This is a genomic window from Sporosarcina sp. FSL K6-3508, assembly GCF_038615825.1.
Taxonomy (GTDB): Bacteria; Bacillota; Bacilli; order Bacillales_A; family Planococcaceae; genus Sporosarcina; species Sporosarcina newyorkensis.
Genome location: NZ_CP152016.1, coordinates 2,798,706 through 2,824,158 on the forward strand (window position 1 = coordinate 2,798,706; position 25,453 = coordinate 2,824,158).

Consider the following 25,453-nt stretch of genomic DNA (forward strand, 5'->3'; position numbering starts at 1 on the left):
TTAACCCCGATTCGCAATAAGCGAACCGGGGTTTTCATATCTGATTCATTTTACAATAAAAAGAACCCAATACCCATAATCACATACGCGGCGAATAACGTCAGCCCTTCAAACCAGTTGGACTCGCCGTCATGACAAATATTCACAACTAGCAATGTCGCGGTGATCATGGCGATCAGTTCCGGCCAAGTGAATACGAGGGGCATGGCTTGTGGCATCATCAACGAGATCAGCACCAATACCGGTGCGACAAACATTGCCACTTGTAAAGTTGAGCCAATTGCAATTTCAACGGAAACATCCATTTTATTCTTCATGGCCATCGTGATTGCAGATGAGTGCTCTGCAGCATTACCAACAATCGCAACGATAATAACCCCAATGAATAGTTCGGACCAGCCAAACTTCTCACCTAGAGTTCCAAATGTATGCACTAGCTTTTCTGATACAAATGCCACTGCAACAGTTGAAAGTAATAAAACAAGGATAGACTTCTTTTTCGTCCATTCCGGTACTTCGTCTGTCTCATGCGTATCCGAACCAAATACTCCTCGGTGAGTAAATAATTTAAAGACCAATCCTGCAAGATAAAGTGCAATGAGAATTACCGAAATACCAATACTGAGATTCAGTGTTGTCCTCTCATCCATCGTCATCGTGAACACTTCCGGTATTACAAATGCAACGATTACCGCAAAGATTAGCATAGCCGAGTTATAACGAGCATCATAAATACTGAAATTTTGGCGCTTATGTTTCAAACCTCCGGCAAAAAAGGATAGCCCCAGAACTAGAAGCAAGTTTCCTAAAACAGAACCTGTCAAAGAGGCCAACACAATACCAATCAAGCCCGCTTTCAGTGTAAATATAGAAATTATTAATTCAACGGCATTACCAAATGTAGCATTCAGCAAACCACCAATCCGTGGACCGCTGACAATTGCCAAGCTTTCTGTCGCCCTGCCAATAAAAGCTGCCAATGCAATGATGCTTATACAGCAAAGCGCAAACATCCACAAATCCGACCAATGAAAATAAGAGCCGATTAAGACTAACGGTACACCGATGAAAGCTAAAGCAGTGAATACTTTATTCAGTTTCTCCACCTCATCTCTAATACAATTTCTATTATCTTTCCCCTATTTCTCTTCAGACAAACGGAGAGCAGCGAAATTTCATGTGTAAAAGTAGTGTATGGAACAAAAAACTGCACCCATTATATGTACAGTCCAGCTAATGAATCATCGGGCATTCAATTCTAAAACGCAAAAAATCTTTCCAAGTATACATACTTGAAAAGATTTTTTATCGTTAACTTTTCATTTTCGGATCCAATGCATCACGTAAACCATCGCCCATCAGATTAAATCCTAGAACAGTTAACATGATCGCCAGACCTGGAAAAATCATCGTCCAAGGGGCATTTTGCAAATAGTCCTTAGAGTCCGCCAACATTTTTCCCCACTCGGGATACGGTGCTTCCGCTCCAAGACCAAGGAAACCTAATGCGGCCGCCTCTAGAATTGCCGTGGCAATTGCTAACGTGCCTTGTACGATAACCGGTGCCATCGAGTTAGGCAAAATGTGCGAGAACAATATCCGTAAATCCTTCATTCCAATCGCCTTTGCCGCGGTAATATACTCGTCTTCCTTAATACTTAACACTTTGGATCGAATCAATCGTCCGAAGTTTGGAATATTGATAATCGCAATAGCTATGAGTGCATTACGCAAACTTGGACCTAATACAGAAACAATTGCAATAGCCAATAAAATCGAAGGAAAAGCGAGCATGATATCGAAGATCCGTGAAATGATCGTATCTATCCAGCGGCCGTAGTAACCTGCCACGATTCCTAAAATACTGCCCACAACAATCGACCCGACTACCGAGAAAAATCCAACAGATAATGAAATCCGAGCGCCATGGATAATACGCGAAAAAATATCCCTGCCGAAATCATCCGTTCCAAACCAATATTCTGAAGAAGGAGGCTGCAGCCGATCTGCCATTAGCTGTTCGTTGATTCCTTCTTTTGTCACTAATGGACCAAATAGAGCGAGGAGGATAAAGAAGAGCACTATGGCAGCTCCAACGACCGCCACCTTACTCTTACGAAAACCTATCCAAGCTTCCCGCCAAGGTCCTGTTGTCTTTTCTAATTGCACTTCTGCAACTCCATCTACCTTAGGCGTTAATTCTGACATGAACTGTTCCTCCTTCCTCAATCATACTTAATCCTCGGATCGATCAATCCATATAGCAAGTCGACGATTAGATTAATCATGACAAAGATAAATGCAACGATCAGGATACCAGACTGTATGACTGGATAATCTCTAAAATTGATCGCGTCATAAATATAACGTCCAATGCCCGGCCATGCGAAAATGGTTTCTGTTAAAATAGCACCGCCTAGAAGCAGGCCCATTTGCAGACCTATGACTGTCAAAACAGGGATAATCGCATTTTTCAAAGCATGCTTGTAAACGACCCAGAACATTTTTTGCCCTTTCGCTCGCGCAGTACGTATATAATCAGAACGCATGACTTCCAACATACTCGAACGGGTCATTCTCGCAATGATCGCCATCGGGATTGTCGCAAGCGCTAACCCAGGCAAGATCAAATGCCGCAGAACTTCCCATAGCTGATCGAACCTGCCTTGTATGAGCGTGTCAATTATGTATAAATGCGTTATGGCTGTAACCGGATCCCGGACGTTTTCACGGCCTGTAGTCGGTAACCATTGAAACTCGATAGCAAAAGCCCACTGTCCCATTAAGCCTAACCAGAAAATAGGCATGGAGACTCCTACTAAAGCTAATATCATCGCTGAGTAGTCAAACCAGGAATTTTGGAACCACGCAGAGATGATTCCCGCGTTGACACCTACAATGACAGCAATAATAATAGCGAATAGTGCCAATTCCAAAGTAGCCGCTAAATAGGGCCAGATTTCATCTGCAACCGGTAGACGCGTACGCATCGATTCTCCCAAGTCACCTTTTAATATACCGCCTAGATAACTAAAGTATTGAGTATACCAAGGCTGATCGAGTCCTAGTTTGACAGTCAATGCTTCTACAGCTTCTTTTGTCGCTTGCTGTCCCAAAATAACTTGTGCTGGATTACCAGGAATTGCACGAATCAACATAAAGACTATAAATGTCATACCAAGCAGGACAGGAATTAGCTGTAAAAGCCTTTTAATCGTGTAATTGAACAACTCTTTCACTCCTCCGGCTTATCATATCCATGAATCAAAGAAAGGGAGAATATGAGCTTCTCCCTCTTCTTTATTCATACTTTCTTACTTATTTAAATTCCACGTTAGATAATAAATCAGAGCCAGTAGGATGCGGAACAAAACCAGTTAACTCTTGCACTCCGCCTAACAATGGAATGGAATGCGCAAGCGGTACCCAAGGAGCTTCTTCATGAAGAATTTCCTGTGCTTGCTTATAGAGTTCGTTCCGTTTGTCTTCATCTACTTCTGTTTGCGCTTCTAAGAATAGTTTGTGTGTTTCATCATTTTTGAAATACGTATAGTTGTTACTGCCGATATTATCCTCGTCTAAAAGAACATATAAGAAGTTGTCAGCGTCTCCATTATCTCCTGTCCAACCGAGCATGAAGGCATCTGCGTCCCCTTTTTCAGCCTTCTCCAGGTATGTTGCCCATTCATAGGAAACAATTTTCGCTTTGATACCAACATCAGCCAAGTTGCTCTGGATAACTTCTGCTACTTTCGTTCCATCTGGCATGTAAGGACGCGGAACTGGCATTGCCCATAGTTCCATTTCAAATCCATCTTCAAGGCCTGCTTGTTTCAATAGTTCCTTTGCTTTTTCAGGGTCGTATGGATATGCTTTGATGTCTTCGTTATAACCTGAAATGGATGGCGGCATTGGGTTATTCGCAATTTCAGCACGCCCCTCGAAGAATGAATCGATAATCGTTTGTTTATCAATTGCATAGTTTAATGCCTGGCGTACTTCCTTCTTGTCAAACGGCTCACGAGTTACTGTTAATCCTAAGTATCCGACGTTCATGGAAGGACGCTCAAATAACTGCAGCTTGTCATTGTCTTCAATTTTCGCGCCATCTGCCGGGTTAATACCGTCTGCCAAGTCAATTTCACCAGATAATAATGAATTCAAACGAGCAGAGTTATCCGGAATGGATTTAAAAATTACTTTATCCAATTTTGGAAGTCCGTCTTGCCAATAGTCTTCATTCTTCTCAATTGTAATCGTTTCATTTGGTTTCCACTCTACAAATTTAAACGGGCCTGTCCCAACAGGATTACGCTCGTACTCATCATCACCCTTTTCAAATGCAGTAGGGCTCGAGATCGCGAACATGCTCATTGCGATATTTTTTAAGAATGGTGCTTGTGGACGTTTCAATTTAATAACAACCGTATGATCTCCATCCGCTGTTACCGATTCGATTATATGATTTTCATCATCTTTGAATCCACCGAACATAGAGTTATAGTATGGGAATGTATCCGCATCACCGTTTGCCCAACGTTCGAAGTTTTTGACGACTGCCTCTGCATTTAAATCTGTTCCATCATGGAATTTAACCCCTTCTTCCAATTGGAACGTGTACGTCAGACCATCCTCGCTTGGTTCCCATTCTTTTGCAAGACCTGGTTGAACCGTTGTATCTTGTTCACCGAAATTCAATAATGTTTCAAATAGATTCACTGTAACTTTAAATGTTTCCCCTTCTGTTACACGTGACGGGTCTAGAGACGTTGAATCTCCACCACGTCCGAACACTAATGTCTTGTTTTCATTTCCACCTGTATCCGCAGCGTCTTTATCGCTGCTGCCCTCTTTGTCATCTCCGCCTGAACAAGCTGCTAATGCAGTTGACAGAACGAGAAGCATGATCAAAGCGAACGACCACAGTTTCCCTTTCCTCATACAGATCCCTCCAGTTGTTTTTTTCTATCTATATCATCGTTGCCTTCCTGCGTATAAAGATGGCAGGCAACAGAATGACCGGTACTTTCCTCAGCTAAAACTGGTGTTATTTTCGTGCATACATCCATTTTGAATGGACAGCGCGTATGAAAGGCACAGCCGCTTGGAGGATTCGCCGGGCTTGGCATATCCCCTTCTATAATGATCTGTTCTTTTTTATAATTTGGGTCCGGTACCGGTACAGCAGACAACAATGCCTGTGTATATGGATGAAGAGGATTTGCATACAACTCTTCGCTTTCCGTGATCTCCACAATTTTCCCTAAATACATTACTGCAACGCGATTGCTTATATGACGTACTACCCCCAGGTCATGCGCAATAAAAATATACGTCAAGTTAAATTCCTTTTGCAGATCTTGCATTAAATTTAAGACTTGCGCCTGTATCGATACATCAAGTGCAGAAACAGGTTCGTCTGCGATAATTAATTTGGGATTGGTCATCAACGCTCTGGCAATCCCGATCCGCTGCCGTTGTCCACCACTGAACTGATGGGGATAACGCTTAGCATGATACTCGCTGAGTCCGACAATCTTCAAAAACTCAACTACTTTTTCACGTCGTTCTTTTGCATTGCTGACTCCATGAACAATGAGAGGTTCTTCTAAAATTTTTCCGATTGTATGGCGAGGATTCAAGGAAGCATAGGGATCTTGGAAAACCATTTGGATATCGCGCCGGACTTTCCTTACTTCATTCGCTGACATCGAGTTCAAGTCTCTTCCTTCAAACTCTACAACGCCTTCCGTAGGTTCCAATAAACGCATAATCGTTCGGCCTGTTGTCGACTTTCCACAACCGCTCTCTCCAACAATCCCGAGCGTTTCGCCTTCATTGACGTAAAATGAAATATCATCAATTGCTTTGACGTGACCGACCGTCTTGCCGATCAGGCCTTTACGTATGGGGAAGTACTTTTTCAACCCCTCAACTTTTAGCAGTGGCTTGCTCATCTCGATTAGTCACTCCTTCTTGTTCATCGTATAAAAAGCATCTAGTCTGGTGAACATCGGAGTTTCTATATAGTTCCGGTGTTTCTTCCCAACATCTTGAGAAAGCGCTTTCACATCTAGCTGCAAACCTGCAGCCTTTCTTGATGGAGCCCGGCTTCGGAACATTGCCAGGTATCGAATATAGACGTTCCTTTTTATCCCGCATATCCGGTACAGATTGTATTAAACCGCGCGTATATGGATGACAAGGATTTTCGAAAATCTCCTGTGTCGGAGCTTCCTCTATGACTTGTCCTGCATACATGACAACTACCCGTTCGCATGTTTCCGCCACTACTCCTAAATCATGCGTGATTAATAGGATAGCTGTATTCATCCGCTCATTCAGTTCACGCATCAATTTCAAAATCTGCGCCTGAATGGTTACGTCTAATGCAGTTGTCGGCTCATCCGCAATCAAAACTTTCGGATCGCATACGAGCGCCATCGCAATCATCACACGTTGCCGCATACCGCCCGATAACTGGTGTGGATACTCTTTCATTAATTCTTCCGCACGCGGTAATCCAACTAGCCGCAGCATCTCAATCGCTCGATCTTTAATTTGCTTTTTCGACCAGTTCTTTTTGTGCAGGGAAATAGCCTCAGCCATCTGATTACCAATCGTAAAGAGCGGATTCAAGGAAGTCATCGGTTCTTGGAAGATCATTGCGACATCATTTCCACGAATTTCTCTCATTTCTTTCTCCGTCTTTTTCAAAAGATCCTGATTTTCAAACAGTATTTCTCCCCCGGTAATCTTCCCCGGCGGATTCGGTACTAACTGCATGATTGATAGAGATGTTACACTCTTTCCACAACCAGACTCCCCGACGATTCCTAAGACTTCACCTTCTCTTACATAAAAGTCCACATGATCTACAGCTGGAATTTCCCCAGAATCTGTGAAAAAGGTCGTCTGCAAATCTTTTACTTCTAGTAGTTTCTGCCTTTCTCTCATTTGCTCACCTTTTTTCTTTTTTCTGAAATGATTCATTAATCACTATTATACTTTTTTTCTAATTAAACACAAGATGCTTTTTTGAAAAATATTATTTCTTAAAAAGTTATGTAAATATATGAAACGCACAGGTAAACGTTCTACCTGTGCGTTTCATAAAAGTATTGATTTCTAATACTTATATATATTCTATTAATTGAATAATTATTCTAAACTCCAAATTGGTTTACCTTCTACAAATTCAGGTGTTTGCAAACCTAATAATTCATATAGACTTGGTGCAATATCTGTCATGGAAATCCTTTCTGTCATTTCGCCAGATTCAATCATGGGACCAAATGCGTAAAGTATAGGACGTAAGCTTTTTCTTTCGGGATTTCCACCATGACTTCCCAATTCCTTTGTCGGTTCAATTGCAGTTTTTGCATCTTTCCCCATTAAAAATCCAGGGGCAGCAGATAGCAGGATATCTCCGCTATTTTCGTTGTTCACTTCATCATAGTCCGGCATCCCTTCTACCCACACTTTTTCATACGGATTCAAATTGGACGAGTCTTGCTTAGATAATATGGACGAAGTTGGATAAGTGTAGTTAAATGTAGTTCGACCAGTTAACCATTGGAAAACTGGTGCGCCTTCTGGTGAAGGTTTAGCGATGGAGGAAGAGAACATTTCCCTATTTTGAAATACTTTCATTGCCTCTCGCTTTACATTTTCAAATTCCTCAGGCTCCACGATTCCCTTTTTCTCTCGTCCTTTCAAATTCACATAGACATGGGCAATTGTACCGCTTGCTTCCGCATAGGCTTTTGTTTTGGAAGTAATGATTTTTCCATTCTTATCTGTTGCTAGCAACCCGGCTTTTTCAAGTTCTTTGTTTGGTGAAAGTCTAGTGTGAATCGGTTCCAAACCATGGTCGGAAACAAGCAATAAATGATCATTGTCATTGAGGTCATCCGTGATACGTCCAATAGTTAGATCTGCCTGTTGAAACGCCCAACTGACATATGCTTCTTTTTCCTGAACATTCTCTATTGTATAGCCCGGCTGCGCAGGTTCTCTCAGCAAAAAGTTATGCAATTCGTTATCTACATGGGGATAATAATAAAATAACAAGTCAGGTTCATATCGTTCTTTTATATACAAGCTGACATCTGTCACCCAGTCTATAAATCGTTCCCCCGCCTGTTCATATTCTTCCCTTGAAATATCTCCTCTTTCAAATGCGTCGATTTCATCCGCCGCTGGATAGAAACCGAATTCGGAAGCTAGTTCATTCCCAAATTGTTCTGGACCTCTATAAATACCTCCCATGACGGTTCCTTGGAAGAGTTGCAGTTCATCTATTTTTTGGGAATTCCCTTTAAATTTCACATAGAATCCGGCACTATCCACCGAAGGGAGATTCAATGGAACAGCTATCCAGTCCTTTAAAAAAACTTGTTTTCCTATCTTTTTTTGATCCGTCGATAAATATATCAATGGTTCTTTCCCTTTATTTTTAGACACCGCTAACACAAACAACTGCTGTGCCGGAAAATCCTTAATATCCAGTGAAATTACTGCTTCCTGAACGGCGGAATCGTCAGTAGGTAATTGATCTATCCGGCCATCATCAATCGGAGCAAATTCCAAATCATGCAATTTGGATTTCGCCAACGTACCATCCGAATAAACAGCATATGTGGCCGCTGAAGCGTTATCAGGATTTGAATCCGGAAAAGCTACCGTCGCTGTAACATCCCCTTGTTTTCTAGCTTCTTTCCAAACAGGTGTCACACCTAAAGTTTGGGAGAATCCACTCTGGTCATCTTTCACTTGTTCACCTGTAGAATGAAATTGATTACTAACTATACCTGTCTTTGACGGACTAGCTCCTGTAGCCAGAGTTGCATGAGAGGGAGCCGTTAACGAAGGCATAACTGTGACGAAATCTGTTGCAAAGGCTGCTTCCTGTTCGAACTTCTCAAGATTCGGCATAAATCCTTTCTCCTTATAACGCTGTGTATCCATATAACCCATTCCATCAAATGAGACCACACTTATTGTTCCACTCGTTTTATTTGCAGCAGCAGACTGGTTAGCAAGAGGGCTCAAACTAATTAATATTACAGTTAAATAGAAGATCATTCGTTTGTTCATTAAGATATCCCTCGCTTTATAAAACTATTCCCTGCGAGAAAAAAGGTAAACTTGCTAACAAGGATATTCAACTAATGTAACTGAATTCATCTAAATTCAGATTAAACAATTACCAGTTCTTTCGATTCATTTATGAGACAGCCTATGAAAAGTCTTGCTATCTTTTAGATTTTATATTAAAGTTGCCCTAAGGAAACTTTATTTCCTTAGGGCAACTTTTAACTTTCTAAATCGTTTCTTTGGAGGTGAAAATTTGAAGCCATTTATTCTTCCTGATTTGCCGTACGCAGTTGACGGTCTTGAACCCTACATCGATGCCCGCACATTGGAAATCCATCATGGCAAACACCACCAAACGTATGTCAACAACCTGAATGCTACATTGGAAAACCATACAGAGCTTCAGTCTAAATCTCTTGAATCCTTATTGACTGATCTTGATCAGGTTCCAGTTGACATTCGGACAGCTGTTCAAAATAACGGCGGCGGACATTATTGCCATAGCTTATTCTGGGAATCCATGACCCCGAAAAGTAAAGGTGAACCGACAGCGGACATTAAGCGAGAAATTGAAAAGTACTTTCAGACGTTCGATAACTTTCAAGACTTACTGTCCAAAGCGGCCATCCAGCGATTCGGCAGTGGATATGGATGGCTCGTATTGGATCAAGGCAAGTTATCCATTATGAGCACACCAAACCAAGATACGCCTTTGAAAGATGGAAAAACACCGCTACTCGTGATCGATGTATGGGAACATGCCTATTATCTTGCATATCAGAATCGTCGTCCCGAATTTATTCAAAATTGGTGGCACACGGTTGACTGGGACGTTGTAAATGAACGTTTCCTGCAAGCAAGCAAAACAGCGGCAAATTAAATTCCTTTTCTTTATTTCTAGTTTTACCCTACACTCCAGTTTAGGGCTGCTTGATCTGCAGAAATACAGATCGGGCAGCCCCTTTTTTCGTCAATCCAAAATCCGTATCTTAACTTGTTTCACGCCCCATTCCATTGCACGATCATAAGATGGAATGAATACGTCTATTTTATTGCCTTTAATTGCTCCTCCTATATCTCCCGCAATCGCTTCACCGTAATTCTCCACCCAAACTTTTGAACCGATAGGAACCACTTCTGGATCCACTGCGATCACTTTTTGGTCGGGATTGGTCCGCAAATTTTGCCCAGTATACGTCGTGCCCGAACAGCCTTCGCAATAAGCTGTATAAGCTGTAGCGGTCATCGTCAGTTCTTTAGGCGTCGCTTGTTCTGCTGCGACAGACTGTACAGGCTCAGTTTCCTTCTGTTTTACTTGATCTATCACTGAAAGTTTATTAGGATTCGAGACTACTATCAGTTCATCGCCCGGATGAATACTATCCGTTGTCATCCCATTCCATAACTTCAATGTTTCTACCGAAAGACCTTGATTAAAGGCGATCCGATATAAAGTGTCGCCACTCTTTACTGTATACCTTTCTGTCTTTTCAGGACTATTCTGTTTTTCTAAAAGACTTACTTTCAATAGCTCTCCATCCGGCGCAATCCCAAGCTCCACAGCCTGAACATTTACAGGGCTTAAAAATAAAATCATAACTGCCAATACACTTATAGTTAACCTCAACATGCTACTCCCTCTTTCGTTCTAAGATTTCCCCACAGTCTTACCAAACTATTTACTTCTCATACGAAAAGACGGAATATACTACACTTGTAAAGATTTTATTATTCTCGAATCAAAAAACAAGTGATGAAAACCAATTGGTTTTCATCACTTGTTTACATTTCAGAACTTATTCTTCTATCTCACTATTCCCAAGGTATTCAAGAATACAACGACAATCGTTAAAGGGACAATCCATTTCATCAGAAAATTCCATAAAGGATAATAGCCTTGAGATTTCTGGCTCATCAGCGTAAATTCCTCGCGCACTAACACTTGATCCATTCGGCGTATTATGAAGATCGCAATTAACAGACTGCCTGAAGGCAACAAAATATTACTGACCAAGAAATCCGTCGCATCGAATATACTTTTATCGAACAGAAGGACACCTGACAAAGTACTCGACGAAAGTGCAGATGGAATTGCAGCCACAAACACCACAATACCTATCAGCCATGTAACCATCTTTCGCGAACGTTTTCCGCTCGCTGTCATTGCTGCCACAATGATTTCATATAAACTAAACGATGAAGTCAATGTTGCAAATAAAAACAGAATCAAGAATAATGCCAAGAACACTTGCCCTAGCGGCAGTTGAGAAAAGACTGCCGGCAGTACTATGAATAATAATTCAGGACCAGCTGCAGGCTCTTGTCCAAATGCAAATACTGCCGGGAAAATAGCCAAACCAGCCAACAGAGAAACGAATATATTCATCCCTACAACAGAGGTTGCAGAAGACGTCAAACTGACATCTTTTTTCAAGTATGAACTATACGTGACCATACATGAAAAACCGACGGCTAGAGAGAAAAATGATTGTCCGAGAGCGTATAGCACCGACTCCCTAGTAATACTCGAAAAGTCAGGCTTCAGGAAAAATGAAACACCTTCCATTGCTCCGTTCAACGTCAGTGAACGCACAACTAGAATAATAAAGAAGATAAAAAGCAACGGCATCATATATTTATTCGCCTTTTCGATACCGTTCTGGATGCCAGAAGAAACCACCCATACATTGACAATCGTAAACAGCAACAGTCCGATTAATGTAGTGATTGGCGAACCGACAATTGAACCAAACTGCTCTGAGTAGGAGGCCCCTTCGCTGATGATCTTGCCTGTAACCGATAACCCGCTGTAGACGAATACCCATCCACCTACAACACTATAAAAAGATAGCAAGAGAAAACAACCTGCGACTCCCAACCGGCCAATCCATGGCCAAGCACTCGCAGGAGCCAGCTGTTTGTAGGCACTGATCGCTTCTTTCCCGGAACCTCGTCCAATAATGAATTCTGAAATCAGCATCGGCAATCCAATCAAGATAGTGAACACCACAAACAACAAGAAGAATGCTCCTCCGCCGCTCATCCCTGTTACATACGGGAACTTCCAAATAGCCCCCAGGCCAATCGCCGCACCGGCCGACGACATGATAAATCCAAGTTTTGATGACCATTGTTCTTTACGCTGATCCACTGCCTCACCCATTTCCCTTTATCTTTATTCAGCAGAAGACTCCCACCTTTAGAGGTGGTGTGTGATATCTTGTTCAGTGGGTATTCAAGCGCCTGCTGAACAAGAGAAGTACGCAGGCTAAGATCGCCACATCCTGTGACAACGCCTGCATGATCAACATCCTGTTGACCTAAGCCTCCGGTGGGTGTCACAGATTTTGTATGGAGTTAATTGTGCCAGCACAATTCAAAATCCGGACTCAATTACGCCGAGGCGTAATTGATTTCTACTTATTACAGTTATACTGTACTGCTTCATTGGAAACAAGGGGAAAATCGTCTGGTAAGGCATGTTTGTCTTTAAAACCCGTCCGTTTAGTTACATAGTGCTTGCTGAATAACTCAGTCGCCAAGCGTTCACAGTTTTGCTGATCGAAGAAATCAATATAGTTCGCAGCCTTGTCGAAATATGGATTATCATATTTTTTATCATTTAGAACATGTGATAAGTAAGATAAAACTTCATTCTGCGTGTTCGCCTTATAGCCATATAAATCCTTATCTAAATTCAAATACGAACCACGATTAGACAAAAATTCCTTTTGATCAAAGGTATAGAAAATAATCGGTTTATTCATATACAGGAAATCCCATGAAATGCTGGAATAGTCCGTTATAAGCATATCCGCTTCATTTAACTCTTCCATGACCAAAATTTCTCCGAAACTAAAAAAAGACATACGCCAATTCATATATCCATCCATCCGAAATTGGTCTTCATATTTTTTCATGAATGGATGCAGAATAACACGCAATTCCAATTGATGATCAGTAAGCAAGGACTGCAATTTTTCACTTTTCAGAAGTCCGACCGTAGCTTGAAAATACTCACTCTCTTGAAATTCTTTTTCCGATAAATCAAACAGCCATTCTCTCCAGGTGAGCATCAACATCAATCGTTTCATATGCACAGGAGGTTCATTCGGAGGCAAACGATCAAAACGAGCCATCCCTGTAATAATCAGCTTTTCCTCAGGCATCTTCCATTCATTCCGTTTAATTTCATACTCATAATTAGATGCACAGTTAAAATAATTGCATCTCTTCAGTAAAGGAACATCTTCTTTCTGGATTAAAATCTTTTTAAAACATTCAATTCCGTGGCTAATATGAAGCATCTCTGCCTTCTTGTTAAGGAAAATATAACGGTCCATAAATGGCGCGAGGTCATAAATAATTGAATGACCATGGACGGTATAGCTTGCTCTGAAAAACAATAAATAATTCCGAAAGCTGCCAAGTGGGACTGCGTGTGGAATCGCATGCTGATTTATGTAGTCGAATTTCGGATCATACATCCAGTATATTTTCATTTGTTCTGTATAATTATTCACTAAATATTGATGGAAGACAGCGGCGTTATCTTCATACTTTTCTCCTAAATTCCCTCCAACCAACACAATGGTTTCCCTGTCATTTCTATAAAATATTTTTACTAGTAAATAGGCGATCCATATCTTAATAGTACACCAACATGCAAGAATTATATTGTGGTCTTTCAGCCTCATTCTATCGCCTCCTTTATTCCTTCTTCTTTACCCTTTTTCGATAAATTTAAACAGTTCATGTTTCACTTACCATGTTCAGGGAATAACAAGATAGGCACAGCTACTTAAAAATTTAAAGAATACAAGATAAGAGAGGAGAAAAAGACTTGAAAAGAAAAATATTATTCATCTCAGATCACGGCGATCCCCTTGAGCCATTGGGTAGTGAACAAGCAGGCGGGCAAAATAATTACGTCAAACAGCTCGCACTTGCACTAGAAAAAGAAGGATACTCCGTTGATGTTGCTACACATTGGAATAGTCTTTCAACTCCCCAAATAGAACATTTCGGTGAAGCATGTCGTGTTATACGAATTGCAGCGGGAGAGCAGAAATATGTTCCAAAGAGCAAGCTATTTCAACTAATGCCTGATTTTTATAGGGAGCTCGCTGCTTCAGTTCCTTTATACTCCTACGATTTAATCCATACACATTATTGGCTTTCCGGTTTAGTCGGTTCCTTTATTAAAGAGGATTATCAACTACCCTGGGTTCATACGAATCATTCGCTCGGCATTGCAAAGAAGAAAGCTACGGGCAATTCGGAAGCACTTCGGTTACTAACAGAAAAAATGATACTTAGTACCGCTGACCATATAGTTGCCACATCGAAAACAGAGAAGGAATTGATTCAGCAATTTGTGGACAAGCCTGCAACTACACATGTGATTTCAATCGGAGTTGACAAAGCATTCAAGCCTTCCCAACGGATTCCGAAAGTCCAGCCATACTTTGCTTTTGCAGGCAGACTGCAAACAACGAAAGGTATCTATACATTACTAAACGCTTTTAAACTGCTAATTCGCAAAGAACGTTTGTCTTCACACCCTAATCTGCTTATCGCTGGAGGGAGTCAAGATAGCGTGGACCCTCTAAATCAACTGCCTCGAAGCGAGAAATTGCGGACGGCCCTCAAAGGTATTGAACATCGAGTAAAATTTATCGGTCCTCAAAGTCAACAACAGTTGGCTAAATTATTCAACAATGCGGTTGCAACGATTGTTCCCTCTTATTACGAATCGTTTGGAATGGTAGCAGCCGAGGCTCAGGCATGCGGCAGTCCGGTAATTGCCTCAAAAGTGGGCGGATTACAAGATGTAGTGAAGCATGAGTTAACCGGCTTGCATGTCAAACATAAGAACCCCGCACAATTGGCAGAAGCAATGACTATTCTTCTGCACAACCCTTCATATGCCAAAGCTCTTGGACAACGTGCAGCCGTATATGCACAGCAAGAGTTTAACTGGTCAGTACTGGCTTATAAAATGGCCAATTTATACAAAGGAGCGTATTATGAAGAAAAAATCGTACTTGCTGGCGACTGATTTGGATAACACGTTGGCAGGTGATCCGGCAGCACTCACAGCTTTATTTGAATTTCATGAGGAGTCTAAGGTAGAACCAGCACTCATCTATGTAACAGGAAGACATTTGGATTCTGCTTTACAATTGATGGAGGAGGAACAGCTTCCTCTACCTGATTTGTGGATCACCGATGTAGGCACGTCCATCTATGAGGCAACTACTCTGGAAGAAGATTCGAAGTGGCATGACTGGGTAAATGAAAACTGGCAACCTTCAAGTATTCTTCGTGTAGCCAGCAGATTTCCTTTTCTGCATCGGCAAGACTTGCCCCATACGAAACGAATTTCGTTTACAGTAGAGCCGGAACATGCCGAGTCTGTCCATCTCTTTGAAACGGGACTAAAGAGCGAAGGTATTCCACACCATTTCGTCTTCAGTTCCGACCGGGACGTGGATCTGTTACCTGAACGAAGCGGCAAAGGAGCTGCAGTGGATTATGCGCTGCGTCAATATGCGGCTCAAGATGTTAACGTCTTGTTAGCCGGAGACTCAGGAAACGATGCACAAATGCTTTCATTACCTTATCCAGCTGTAATTGTAGGAAATGCACAGCAGGAATTGGATGAACTCCCCACACACCCATTAATTTACCGGGCAACCACAAATTTTGCAGGTGGTATCCAAGAAGCTTGGGATTATTTTTATGATTTTTCAGGCATAAAAAAACCAATTGGTTAACTAAACTGACCAATTGGTTTTTTATATTTAACACGCCAGCTCGATGTTCGCCTGCCGTTTAAGTTCTTCATAATAATATAAGTCCTCTTCGTAAACCATTTCATACGTAGCGAGACTATTTTTACGTATTTGTTCAAAACATTCAGTTTCGATCAAGCCATACTGCTCATTCAAACGAGCTGCATTTTTCCAAGCCGTTTCTTCGAACACCTTATTCATTAGATCTTCTTCTATGAGCATTCCAAGGAGGTCAAGATCTTTAAATATTTGATTCATCGTAAAACTTTTCCTCATCGTAAAAAATTCTAATGTTTTTGTTAACGATGCCTCTAATGCCTCTTGATCCATCACATGACCAAGCTCATGCAAAGTGATTGTCTGCACATATGTTTCAATCGTGCAAAACGGTGCCATCTCCTGATGTGCTGTTGCCAATCGCTTCGTATCATACCCTATATATTTGCCAATAAAGTTATAACTCATATTTACACCATCATGAACTTCACGAATTGGAACATCCATTTGAACTTTCTTCATAACAGCAAAAACCAACTGATACAATTGATCAGACACTAGTTGATTGTTCATTCTCGTTCTTCCCTTTTTTATCTGTCTTTTTACTTTATCAATATAACAACAACGCTATAATACTAGTAGTATATACCCCCAAAAGATATTAATCAATATTTTTTTACTTATAGTAGTAAAATTGACACAAGTAGAAGTTGCTCTACATTATCCGACAACAAAAAAGGGTATTCTAGAATCGTTTCAATCGATTCTAGAATACCCTATTTGTTAGATTATTAGGTTGAGAAAAATTTAACTTATTTCTCGTCGCTGTTATTATTTTTACGCTGTCTGGCACGAGCTTCTCCGCCTTTACGGCCAGCTTCTTCACGGCTCATCTTGCCATTGTTGTCATTATCGTTGTCATCGTTGTTGTTGTTACTTCGATTCTTTGAACGCGCTTCTCCGCCTTTGCGGCCAGCTTCTTCTTGGCTCATTTTGCCGTTGTTATTACTGTTGTTACTCTGTTCGGCACGTGCCTCTCCGCCTTTACGGCCGATCTCTTCATAGAATTCACGGTCGTGGTTTTCGGCTGTGGCTTCTCCACCTTTACGGCCAATTTCTTCATAAAATTCGCGGTCATGATTCTCGGCTGTTGCCTCTCCGCCTTTACGTCCGATTTCCTCGTAGAATTCGCGGTCATGATTTTTAGAGGTAGCTTCTCCACCTTTACGTCCCGCTTCTTCAAGAGTCATTTTGTTGTTGTTGTCTTTGTTGTTATTGTCGCGATTGTTTCGGTTAGCCATTAGTACTTCCTCCTAGCGATTTTTTAAAATTTTTAGCTCGTCGACAAGCTTAGTAGTTATATTCCCAGTTCGCCAGTTTCTAAACAAAAAAATACGTATTTACTTCGAATCGGTATAAAGAATTATCAAAGAAAATGTACCGTCTAACTATCTAACTACTATTTCTTATCGATTATCTCTTGGCGTGTCCTAATAAAAAAACCTTCTGTTTTCGACCATTCACAATACAGGATTTGTTTTAAATCAGGATACTTTTTTTCTTTTAGCTGTTCACGCAACCATTCTTCAGTCTTATCGATAAATTGCAGTGTTTCATGTTTCACTTTACCTTGATCAATTAACAATACGGATGGATCTTCTTCAGGGATATTCAATTTCATATCTCCTGCGGTAACCGGCTTATATTGTGCATATTGATTGATTGAAAATTCACCGCTCGGCTCCACGTATAAATCCTTCACTTCCCGCAGTGAAAAAATCCCTTGCCTTCTCAACATCTCACGGAGCTGTTCCATATCCAGCTGATTTTTACTGATCAAATGCATATTGAGCTTGCCATCCCCTATAATTTGATCAGGCGAACCTTTCAACAGCTTGCGAAATACATTGAATTTCATCGCCAACCTTTCTATTAAGTAGATCATGACTGCCCATACGCTAATAGAGAAGATAAAGTGAAGTAGAGTAATCTTTTTATCATATAAACTTTCTTCTAGAATCCCTCCGAATACAAGCAAATACACTACATCATATGGAGTGATTTGCGCTAATTCCTTCTTCCCCAGTAACCGAAGAATGAAAATGAGCATTAAAATACCAACAGCGAGCTTTGCTGCGTTTAATCCATATTCCATTTGAAGTCCTCCTCACTATATTCGTAATGCAGCTAACATAGTAACCAGCTAGTAAGCTACTAAGCCTATTCCCCTTTTTCAGTTTGCTTAGTCTTTTGTGTTCCATTAATCTGCTTTCTACTTTTTAAAGCAACTCGTATAATTTTCTGAAGAACAGCCAACTTATATTGATTTCAACTTTAGAAAGGAGCGATCAACATGGGACGAGACGAACATACAAAGGGCAGTAATGCTTCAAGTTCTCTTCCGCAGACGCCGAAGAAACAAAAAATCAGGCCTGGCGATATGAAAGAAGAAATTGCAAAAGAATTAGCGGAACTTCGGAGAGATCCCAAATCTTCGGGAGCAACTCGAGGGAAATCTTCTCGTTGGCCCTGATCCATCTTGGTATTACACGTTTCTATTTTGGGATAAATGAAATTCATCTATTCAAAAAGGAACACCCGACTTTTCAGGGTGCTCCTTTTTGTGTTGAGAAAGCATTTTATCTTTTTCTTTGAATTGCTGGAAAAGGCTAAATGTGCGGTGTAAAGCCTGTTTAGTACGTTCAGAGTGTAGTTTGGTTCGGTTTGGCTTAATAAATGTGCAGTCTTAAAGTAGTTTCGTTCAGTTCTGAATGGTTTTGGTGTAGCGCCATGCAGTATTGGTGTGAATCTTGCTTGATCACAGAAAAGAAGGACGTCACTAAAAGAGTTTTCTAACTTTCAGGACAGTCTTTTCAACTTTGTGGTGTAAGAGGATCCATTTCTTCTATATACTTTTCAAGAACTTCATCCCATTGTTCCGTGAGCGTATTCCAAACTCTCGTAAAATAGACTTTTTCGACACGATTGTATACTAAAAACTCCATGCAAGGGATGAGTTTATCCGCTAGTTGAATAGGTGTTTCTATTTTATCCACTACCATTTGCAAGGAACCTTCCGACGTTTCCGTCTCAACAGAAAGCAGCACTATGCGTAACAGTTCTCTATCGAGGTTTTCAACGTCGTGAACTTGTTTTTTTGCAAGACGAAATGGCGGGACTTTTGCAGTAAGAATATTTTCTTTTTCTTCACATACTATCTCCCTGTGAGACAAACTATAATAAAAGTTCTTTTCATTTTTTTCAGGGGGATGCTCATAGACCCCTGATTGTAGCTGTTCCACCCCAATCTTCGTCAGTTCAAAGATTCCCTTTCGCTGCTGTATCATTTTTGTCCGTTGCATCTTCTCGAATAAATCCTTTACAAACAACGGCTCCACCGCAAGAAAATCCGCAATGGTTTTTGGCTCCGTAACATCTAACTTTTGTATTGTCAGTAAAATCATTTTCATCAAGATATCCATCGTCGTACGTTTGATTGTCGAATATGGTACTTTTACAAGCTGTACAGGTAATCCCCAACTGGCAGACTGCTTTATTTGCAAGTCGGGTTGCTGCTGTAACTCTTTCTGTAATTTCTTCCGCAGCGAGTCCACGTGCTCACCTTTCTTTCTTTAGCCTTCCATTTTTACAAGACGACCATGTTGCTCAACAATTTCTTGTAGCTGGCTGTACATTTCACGTGTAGACTTATTTTTCGTTTTGATTGTGAACATTTCAGAACTTCCTACTATAATTAGCAATTCTCTAGCTCTGGACAATGCCACATTCAACCGGCGATAGTCCTTAGCAAAACCGATCTCTCCACTTGGGTCTCCATGATTTCGGACGAAACTCAAAATGACGACGTCCATTTCCATTCCTTGAAATTTATCAACAGAGCCTGTTCGGCAATGCAGCTGTTTCGGCCGCAGTTCCTGTTGGATCAATCGATCAATTTGCTTCACTTGTTCGCCGTAAAAGCTGATGACGCCGACACTCTTTCTGTCTTCTGTTTTTATCCGTCCTTCCAGCTTCGCCTGTTCTGTCGCTTGCTCCAGCTCAAGCATTGTATTTCGGATAATTTGGAGTTCCGATTCATTAAACCGACTTGTTCCGCCTTTTACTTTGTCTTCGTAAAATGAAGGTTTATTCGGTGTGTCCAACCATAGTAAATGATCGTCTCGTGTGAACATGGAGCTCTCCAGTAGATGGTCGCGCATTTGATCTGAATCGGGCAATCCGCATTGCAATTGGTAATTCCCTTCCTTATAAAAAGGTGCTATCGTCTCCATGATTCGTTCATGCATACGATATTGGATGCTGAGCATCGTTTTATTCTGCTTAGGCAGCGTTCTGAATAACCTTTCGAATAAAGATTCATTCAATAGTTTTTTCATCTCACGCTGGACTTCCGCGTCTTTTTGCTGATCCACCAGCTCATCCATTGTCTCTTGTCCGACTAACGGCGGCAATTGATGGTGGTCGCCAACGAGAATGACTTTTTTCCCTTTCAGCATAGGCAGCAACAATTCAGGCGGTGTCGCTTTCGAAACTTCATCAATAATGACCACATCGAACATTGGATATTCTTCCATGAATTTTTTCGAGGCGGAAGCGACACACGTAGTGCCAATCACATTCGCGTGTTCGACATAAAGCTTGCGTATTTCATCAAGGTCATAGTCATTGGCGTCTTTCAAAAGGAGTTCCCACTGTGCTTGTAATTCCTGCAGGACCGGCAATTGTTGGCGCTCTTTGCTTAATTCCTGAAGTTGGTGTTCCGTCTCACGGAGATCATTCACAGTTCGCGATAATTGGTGTTCGACATCTGAATTCATTTGTTCAGCCAGCGCGGCAATACGTTCTTGCAACTTCTCGCTTTCTTGCTGCTGTTGTTGCTCAGTGGCCTCTAGCATCTCAAGTTGGTGTTGGTGTTCTTCTAACTGTTTTTCAGTTTCCAGTTGCTGTTGTTGCATGATTTGCAGAGATGCAGTCGATTGGTTAATTTCTTGTAATTGTTGCTGACAACCGAAAACCTCTTTCTCATTTACATTGATTTCGTAAGACAGCTGCTGCTCTTCCCACTGGACTTCAGGCGGGTCATTCTCGTTCAGCCAATCCTCCAGCTGTTGTTGAATGTCTTCCTGTTGCTTCAGCAATTCAGCTTCTTGTTGTTGCAAGTGCAGCTGTTTTTGGGCGATGTCACGCTGTTGTGTTTTTAGAAATTGTAGTACTTCATTTTTCACTTCACTAAACAGCTGTTTTACCGTTCGTATTTGTTGTTGCTGGATTTCGGCTCCCTTAGTCCGTACGATTTCTTCTTTTCCATAAAACAATGACATTCCTTGCGCTATCTTTTTTAAAATCTCTGTTTTTGCTGAAGATGCGCCTGGCGTTTGCAATATTCTTTTTGTAGTCGGGTCAACTAAGAATCTGCCAAGTCGATCGATCATCTCGTGCATTTCCGGAAGTGTAGTGAAGTGATCTGTAGAGCGCTTTTCAAGCGTGGCAATTGGATAACGATGTGTCAGCAAAAGCTGTTCTGTTTTTTCGATTGCCGTCTGAAATCGTTCGTAGAGCTCTTTCCACTCTTGAAATTCGTATGAAAACCCGCCTGATGAAATTGTTTTAATTAGGCGTTGCAATTCATTAATCTGTAAGACGATGTGGATGGGTAGTTCTATCTGCTGTGCGGAAAGTGTTTTTTGCAGGATGTCCATTTTAGTGATAGGAATAACTTGTTCGTGCGCTGCTTTCAATGAACTTTCCTTAGTCGGTAATTCTTTTAGTTGCACTCTTAATTGCCGATATAAATCTGTTGCATTTTGCAACTTACCTCGCAACTCAACATAAAGTAGAGCTTGCCTTAATCTCCTCAGCCCATTTTGTAAAACCGCCAGCCGCTCCGTTACTTTGGCGGTATCAGATAATCTGTTCAGCTTGGATTGCAACTGAACAATTTCGCTCGTCTTCTGTGACAGCTGCTGTTCTAATTGTTGGACTGTTCTCCGATGTTCCGAAAGTTGCTGAGACAGCTGTCCAAAAGATTGTTGCTGAGCTGTGCGCTTGCTTCTTAGTTCACTTACTTGTTCTCGAAGAAGCTTTTGCCGGACAAGCTCTTCCTTTAAATCTTTTTCCGCTTCCGATTGCTGCTGTATTATTCGTTCCAGCTGATCGGATTGTTGTTGCATTTCATGATCCTTCGTTTTATAAATGGCCCGAGTCGCTTGCACTGCTTCTATTGTTTCATTTCGCCAATTCAACGCCACGTTCTCTTCTATGAATCGCTTGCCTTCTTCTTCAATACTTTCCGAGCGCCCGTATCGCAATATACGAGTCGCGGGATCCGTCAACAAACGGCCAAGTGCGTTGTCTACAGCTAGATTGGATTGGGAGGCGACGAGTGTACGCAACCCTGCTTTAACGTTCTGATAGCAGATTTCGGAAATCACTGTCGTTTTACCTGTGCCGGGTGGTCCTTGTATAACGAAGAGATCATGCGCCTTCATGGCACCTGTTACTGCTTCCCTCTGAAATTCATTCAAATTATTATGGAACTCGAGGTCAGGATTTTTATTATTGATCTTTACTACAGGTCGTTCTTCAAATAAAACTTTCTCTAAATTGGCATTCGCCGCCAGACCGTCTTGTAAATCTTTAAATCCTTTTCGCAGCCTTCTGATTTGACTCAGTTCAGCAAAGTTTGTCAGCACTAATTTTTTATTGTTTTTCGGAAGCCATTGCTCTTGCCGTGATCTTTTTTGAAATCGCTGATTCAGTTCAACTACAATGATTTTTTGGGATTTTTGGACATCGACGATTTGGCCAATTTCAGTCGATAGCTCCAGTAATTTCACACTGAAGCCTCTGAGCTGCTTCCAATTTTTCGTTTGTAAGTCTTTGCAATGAAGACGTAACTTCGTGAAATCACTAGTAAGACTAGCTTGCGTGAATGTGCAGGAAATATCTTCTACATCCGCGTTTTTCTCGGCAATCTGCAGATAACCTTCCCAACTTTCAATTCGCTTCTTCACGTATTCCGAACGCTCTTCCGCTATTGGCAATTCACGCATTTTTGTGTAGAACTGAATCGGCAAGGCAACACCCGCTCGATTCAAACGGAATTTCACCGCCGTATGAAGTCGCCGGTTTGTCTGGACAGGTTCTTTCGCTCCCCTGACATGAAAGCCCGTGGCGACAAAGCCATCAGGTTTCAGTACACATTCCATCACCGCTACACGCTGCTGGACTTCTTTTGCGAACTTTTTATTCGTATCCGGATCAAAAAACAGGGAATAGGATTGATTCCCTTGTCGATTGGCTGGTTTTTTTTCAATATGTATATCGAAAGCAGACTCAGACGAGACCAATGCCTGCTCATTCAAAAACCACTGTTCTATACCTTGACGAGCATTTTTTGTAATTTCAAGACTGCAAGAAATAGTTTCCGTCGTATTTATAGAATTCATCGAATGAAATTCTTTCTATTATAGGGCTCTTGTACAGCAAGATGGATGTTCATGCTTTTCCCTGTTAATTCCTTGTTCAAAGCTCTCACCTCAGTCCTATATTATAGATCAAAACCCAAGTTACCGCGAGCAAGAAAGAACTTTAAAAAAAATTCCAAAAAAATTTAAAAAGATGTTTACCTTTATTTTTTCCGGGTATACAAATACCAACAAGGCAAACTGACAGAAGAAAAGGTGTGAAGTAGTAAGTAGATCCTTTGACTCTGGAAGAGCTGCACAGCCTTGGCGGAAAATTTTCTTTACTGGCAAAAGGTACTCTCGTTTGGGAATCTGTTTTTGAAGGTTCCGTAGAAAGACAGGTTTACCAAGTAGTGCGAAAAGAAGTTTTTTGTGTAAGTGCAAGTAAAAGACCTGCTCTTAGTTTGTTTGAGCAGCGTAAGACGCATACGGCGAGTGTACACAATTTCGTCAGTATGGATAGTCGCAACAATCAAATTTTCCGCATAAAGCTTGAATGGAAGAGGACAGTCGGAAGTCGGCAAGCTCGACAGACGATTGCCCTCTTTCTTTTGTTTGTCATCAAACTGTATTGTTTATTCCAATTGAATTCGGGAAAACAGAGAATAAGCAACTACGATGAGGAGGAATTTACTATGAAAAAAAGAATGGCTATAACAGCGCTCGGTTTGGGTGCAGCTTACTTGATGCGAAACAAAGATTCACGTGATAAACTCTCACGTCAGTTTAATGAGTTCAATGACACACCGATGCGTGGTGAGCGCTCACATACAAACAGCCAACCGCGCGAACGAAAAAAAGGTCTACTCGGCAATTTGCTTAGCTGATGATCGAAGAAGACTATAAAGGAGTCGATGGCTAATGAATGAAAAGAAAAAAGTGTTTACGGAAAAAGATCGCCCCGATGCGAAAGGGCCTTATATGGACAACCCTGAAAATCTGAAGACTGACAAAGAAAGTATTTACGATATGCATGAGGATATGCAAACCGTGGATTCCATTCCATTAGAAGATGTGCGAATGGAAGCAGAAGAAGAGCGTCATCAACGAAGAACAAAAGACCGCTCTTCCAGCGAAGAAAAATATGAAAAAGAATGAACACGAGATGATCTCCTAAAAGTTTTGTTGGGGTAAAAAATGCTGAAATAGTGTAAATAACAACCTACGCTAGGAAGTATTTCAAGAGTGAATTAGCAAAATAAACAGCAAGTAAAAACGCTCAGATCTTTTTCTGAGCGTTTTTTTATACTATTTTACCAACCTAATTGAATTTAGTCTCTACGTTAGTTAACTATATATATTATTCATCTTTTAATTTTTGAAGTTCATTCACCGTAACAAACTCATAATCTTCATCTAACAATAACTTAATTATATCTTCGATTAATTTGAGCTGTTCCCCAGTCTCATCATACATAGGATGCAGTAGAATAATCGAACCATTCTTTATATTTTGCTTCACGTAATCCATTTTATCAACAGCACTATCTGGTTCAATATTCCAAGTTATAGTGTCTCTCTTTTGCTTATTTAAATAATAAGGTAAGAATAATAATTTCTTGCCATTTGGAGGCCGGAAGTCTATCTCATCTTCATAACCGATCCTTCTAATCAAAATATCAGTTTCTTCAATTTCTTCTTTGATAAAGAAAGGAGATTTGAAAATCATCCGTCGGTGAGAATAGGTATGATTTCCCACCTGATGTCCTGCTTTTACAATTTTTTCAGCTTCTGTTAGGTTCATTTCAATTTCATTCCCAATAAGAAAAAATGTTGCTTTAATATTGTACTGATTTAACACTGCTAGAATACTATCAACATTTTTAGTTGGGCCATCATCAAAAGTTAAAGCAACTACCTTCTGATTTGTTTCTACATTACTTGTTAATCCGCCAAATAATTGAAATGTTCTAGAATTCATCAATTTATATGTACAAAATAGTAAAAGAAAAACTAATAAAATGGCTATGCTAATGAATAGTATTTTCTTTTTCATAACTTTATTATACTCCCCTTTAAACTTTACGTAATCTTGTTCTTCTTTTATAGTAATTTATCCAATCCATTTTGAAT

Annotated in this window: 22 protein-coding genes; 6 read left to right on the forward strand and 16 right to left on the reverse strand. The window is 40.8% G+C overall.

The features are described from left to right. Positions 1-50: 50 nt before the first annotated feature. The 7 genes from cax to MKX97_RS14020 form a co-directional block, all read right to left on the reverse strand. On the reverse strand, positions 51-1,097 hold the full coding sequence (gene cax / locus MKX97_RS13990; protein ID WP_342537513.1) for a calcium/proton exchanger: 1,047 nt from the start codon (positions 1,095-1,097) through the stop codon (positions 51-53). Between the two features lie 214 nt (positions 1,098-1,311). Continuing rightward, positions 1,312-2,208: a nickel transporter permease gene (gene nikC, locus MKX97_RS13995; protein WP_078818412.1), complete on the reverse strand. Its 897-nt coding sequence runs from the start codon at positions 2,206-2,208 to the stop codon at positions 1,312-1,314. 17 nt (positions 2,209-2,225) lie between these two features. After that, positions 2,226-3,230, reverse strand: coding sequence for an ABC transporter permease (locus MKX97_RS14000; protein ID WP_078818413.1), 1,005 nt, complete (start codon positions 3,228-3,230; stop codon positions 2,226-2,228). 88 nt (positions 3,231-3,318) lie between these two features. Continuing rightward, a complete protein-coding gene (locus MKX97_RS14005; protein ID WP_342536248.1) occupies positions 3,319-4,941 on the reverse strand; it encodes an ABC transporter substrate-binding protein in 1,623 nt (540 codons plus the stop codon). Next, on the reverse strand, positions 4,938-5,957 hold the full coding sequence (locus MKX97_RS14010; protein ID WP_221837058.1) for a dipeptide ABC transporter ATP-binding protein: 1,020 nt from the start codon (positions 5,955-5,957) through the stop codon (positions 4,938-4,940). Before MKX97_RS14010 ends, MKX97_RS14005 begins: the two co-directional genes overlap by 4 nt. Next, on the reverse strand, positions 5,932-6,957 hold the full coding sequence (locus MKX97_RS14015; RefSeq protein ID WP_078818416.1) for an ABC transporter ATP-binding protein: 1,026 nt from the start codon (positions 6,955-6,957) through the stop codon (positions 5,932-5,934). The genes MKX97_RS14010 and MKX97_RS14015 overlap by 26 nt, the downstream gene beginning before the upstream one ends. Positions 6,958-7,161: 204 nt before the next feature. Beyond that, entirely contained in the window at positions 7,162-9,099 is a 1,938-nt protein-coding gene (locus MKX97_RS14020) for an alkaline phosphatase family protein (RefSeq protein WP_342536249.1), read from the reverse strand. Between the two features lie 253 nt (positions 9,100-9,352). Between MKX97_RS14020 and MKX97_RS14025 the strand changes: the two genes are divergently transcribed. Then, on the forward strand, positions 9,353-9,979 hold the full coding sequence (locus MKX97_RS14025; RefSeq protein ID WP_078818418.1) for a superoxide dismutase: 627 nt from the start codon (positions 9,353-9,355) through the stop codon (positions 9,977-9,979). Between the two features lie 90 nt (positions 9,980-10,069). Here MKX97_RS14025 and MKX97_RS14030 read toward each other — a convergent pair whose 3' ends face one another. From MKX97_RS14030 to MKX97_RS14040, 3 genes are all read right to left on the reverse strand, one after another. Then, a complete protein-coding gene (locus MKX97_RS14030; protein ID WP_245799535.1) occupies positions 10,070-10,729 on the reverse strand; it encodes a 3D domain-containing protein in 660 nt (219 codons plus the stop codon). A gap of 174 nt (positions 10,730-10,903) precedes the next feature. Next, on the reverse strand, positions 10,904-12,262 hold the full coding sequence (locus MKX97_RS14035) for a sodium-dependent transporter (protein WP_078818419.1): 1,359 nt from the start codon (positions 12,260-12,262) through the stop codon (positions 10,904-10,906). Between the two features lie 253 nt (positions 12,263-12,515). After that, positions 12,516-13,796, reverse strand: coding sequence for a CDP-glycerol glycerophosphotransferase family protein (locus tag MKX97_RS14040; protein WP_342536250.1), 1,281 nt, complete (start codon positions 13,794-13,796; stop codon positions 12,516-12,518). A 146-nt stretch (positions 13,797-13,942) separates the two neighbouring features. Between MKX97_RS14040 and MKX97_RS14045 the strand changes: the two genes are divergently transcribed. Next, on the forward strand, positions 13,943-15,160 hold the full coding sequence (locus MKX97_RS14045; RefSeq protein WP_221837045.1) for a glycosyltransferase: 1,218 nt from the start codon (positions 13,943-13,945) through the stop codon (positions 15,158-15,160). Continuing rightward, the gene (locus MKX97_RS14050; RefSeq protein ID WP_342536252.1) at positions 15,129-15,878 is read left to right on the forward strand and encodes an HAD-IIB family hydrolase; all 750 of its coding nucleotides are present in this window, start codon (positions 15,129-15,131) and stop codon (positions 15,876-15,878) included. Before MKX97_RS14045 ends, MKX97_RS14050 begins: the two co-directional genes overlap by 32 nt. Positions 15,879-15,905: 27 nt before the next feature. On the opposite strand, the gene MKX97_RS14055 is transcribed toward MKX97_RS14050, so the two are convergent. The 3 genes from MKX97_RS14055 to MKX97_RS14065 form a co-directional block, all read right to left on the reverse strand. After that, a complete protein-coding gene (locus MKX97_RS14055) occupies positions 15,906-16,466 on the reverse strand; it encodes a hypothetical protein (RefSeq protein WP_078818423.1) in 561 nt (186 codons plus the stop codon). A 239-nt stretch (positions 16,467-16,705) separates the two neighbouring features. Next, on the reverse strand, positions 16,706-17,194 hold the full coding sequence (locus MKX97_RS14060) for a general stress protein (RefSeq protein WP_221837040.1): 489 nt from the start codon (positions 17,192-17,194) through the stop codon (positions 16,706-16,708). A gap of 158 nt (positions 17,195-17,352) precedes the next feature. After that, positions 17,353-18,048, reverse strand: a complete 696-nt coding sequence (locus tag MKX97_RS14065; protein WP_078818425.1) for a DUF421 domain-containing protein — start codon at positions 18,046-18,048, stop codon at positions 17,353-17,355. A 198-nt stretch (positions 18,049-18,246) separates the two neighbouring features. On the opposite strand from MKX97_RS14065, the gene MKX97_RS14070 reads away from it, so the two are divergent. Then, on the forward strand, positions 18,247-18,426 hold the full coding sequence (locus MKX97_RS14070) for a hypothetical protein (protein WP_078818426.1): 180 nt from the start codon (positions 18,247-18,249) through the stop codon (positions 18,424-18,426). A 340-nt stretch (positions 18,427-18,766) separates the two neighbouring features. On the opposite strand, the gene MKX97_RS14075 is transcribed toward MKX97_RS14070, so the two are convergent. Then, a complete protein-coding gene (locus MKX97_RS14075; RefSeq protein ID WP_342536254.1) occupies positions 18,767-19,507 on the reverse strand; it encodes a hypothetical protein in 741 nt (246 codons plus the stop codon). Between the two features lie 18 nt (positions 19,508-19,525). Continuing rightward, entirely contained in the window at positions 19,526-23,362 is a 3,837-nt protein-coding gene (locus tag MKX97_RS14080; protein ID WP_342536256.1) for an AAA domain-containing protein, read from the reverse strand. A gap of 653 nt (positions 23,363-24,015) precedes the next feature. On the opposite strand from MKX97_RS14080, the gene MKX97_RS14085 reads away from it, so the two are divergent. Both MKX97_RS14085 and MKX97_RS14090 read left to right on the forward strand, forming a co-directional pair. After that, the gene (locus tag MKX97_RS14085) at positions 24,016-24,207 is read left to right on the forward strand and encodes a hypothetical protein (RefSeq protein WP_342536257.1); all 192 of its coding nucleotides are present in this window, start codon (positions 24,016-24,018) and stop codon (positions 24,205-24,207) included. 34 nt (positions 24,208-24,241) lie between these two features. Next, positions 24,242-24,478: a hypothetical protein gene (locus MKX97_RS14090; protein ID WP_078818431.1), complete on the forward strand. Its 237-nt coding sequence runs from the start codon at positions 24,242-24,244 to the stop codon at positions 24,476-24,478. A gap of 202 nt (positions 24,479-24,680) precedes the next feature. On the opposite strand, the gene MKX97_RS14095 is transcribed toward MKX97_RS14090, so the two are convergent. Beyond that, positions 24,681-25,376, reverse strand: a complete 696-nt coding sequence (locus tag MKX97_RS14095; RefSeq protein WP_342536259.1) for a polysaccharide deacetylase family protein — start codon at positions 25,374-25,376, stop codon at positions 24,681-24,683. Positions 25,377-25,453 lie beyond the last annotated feature (77 nt).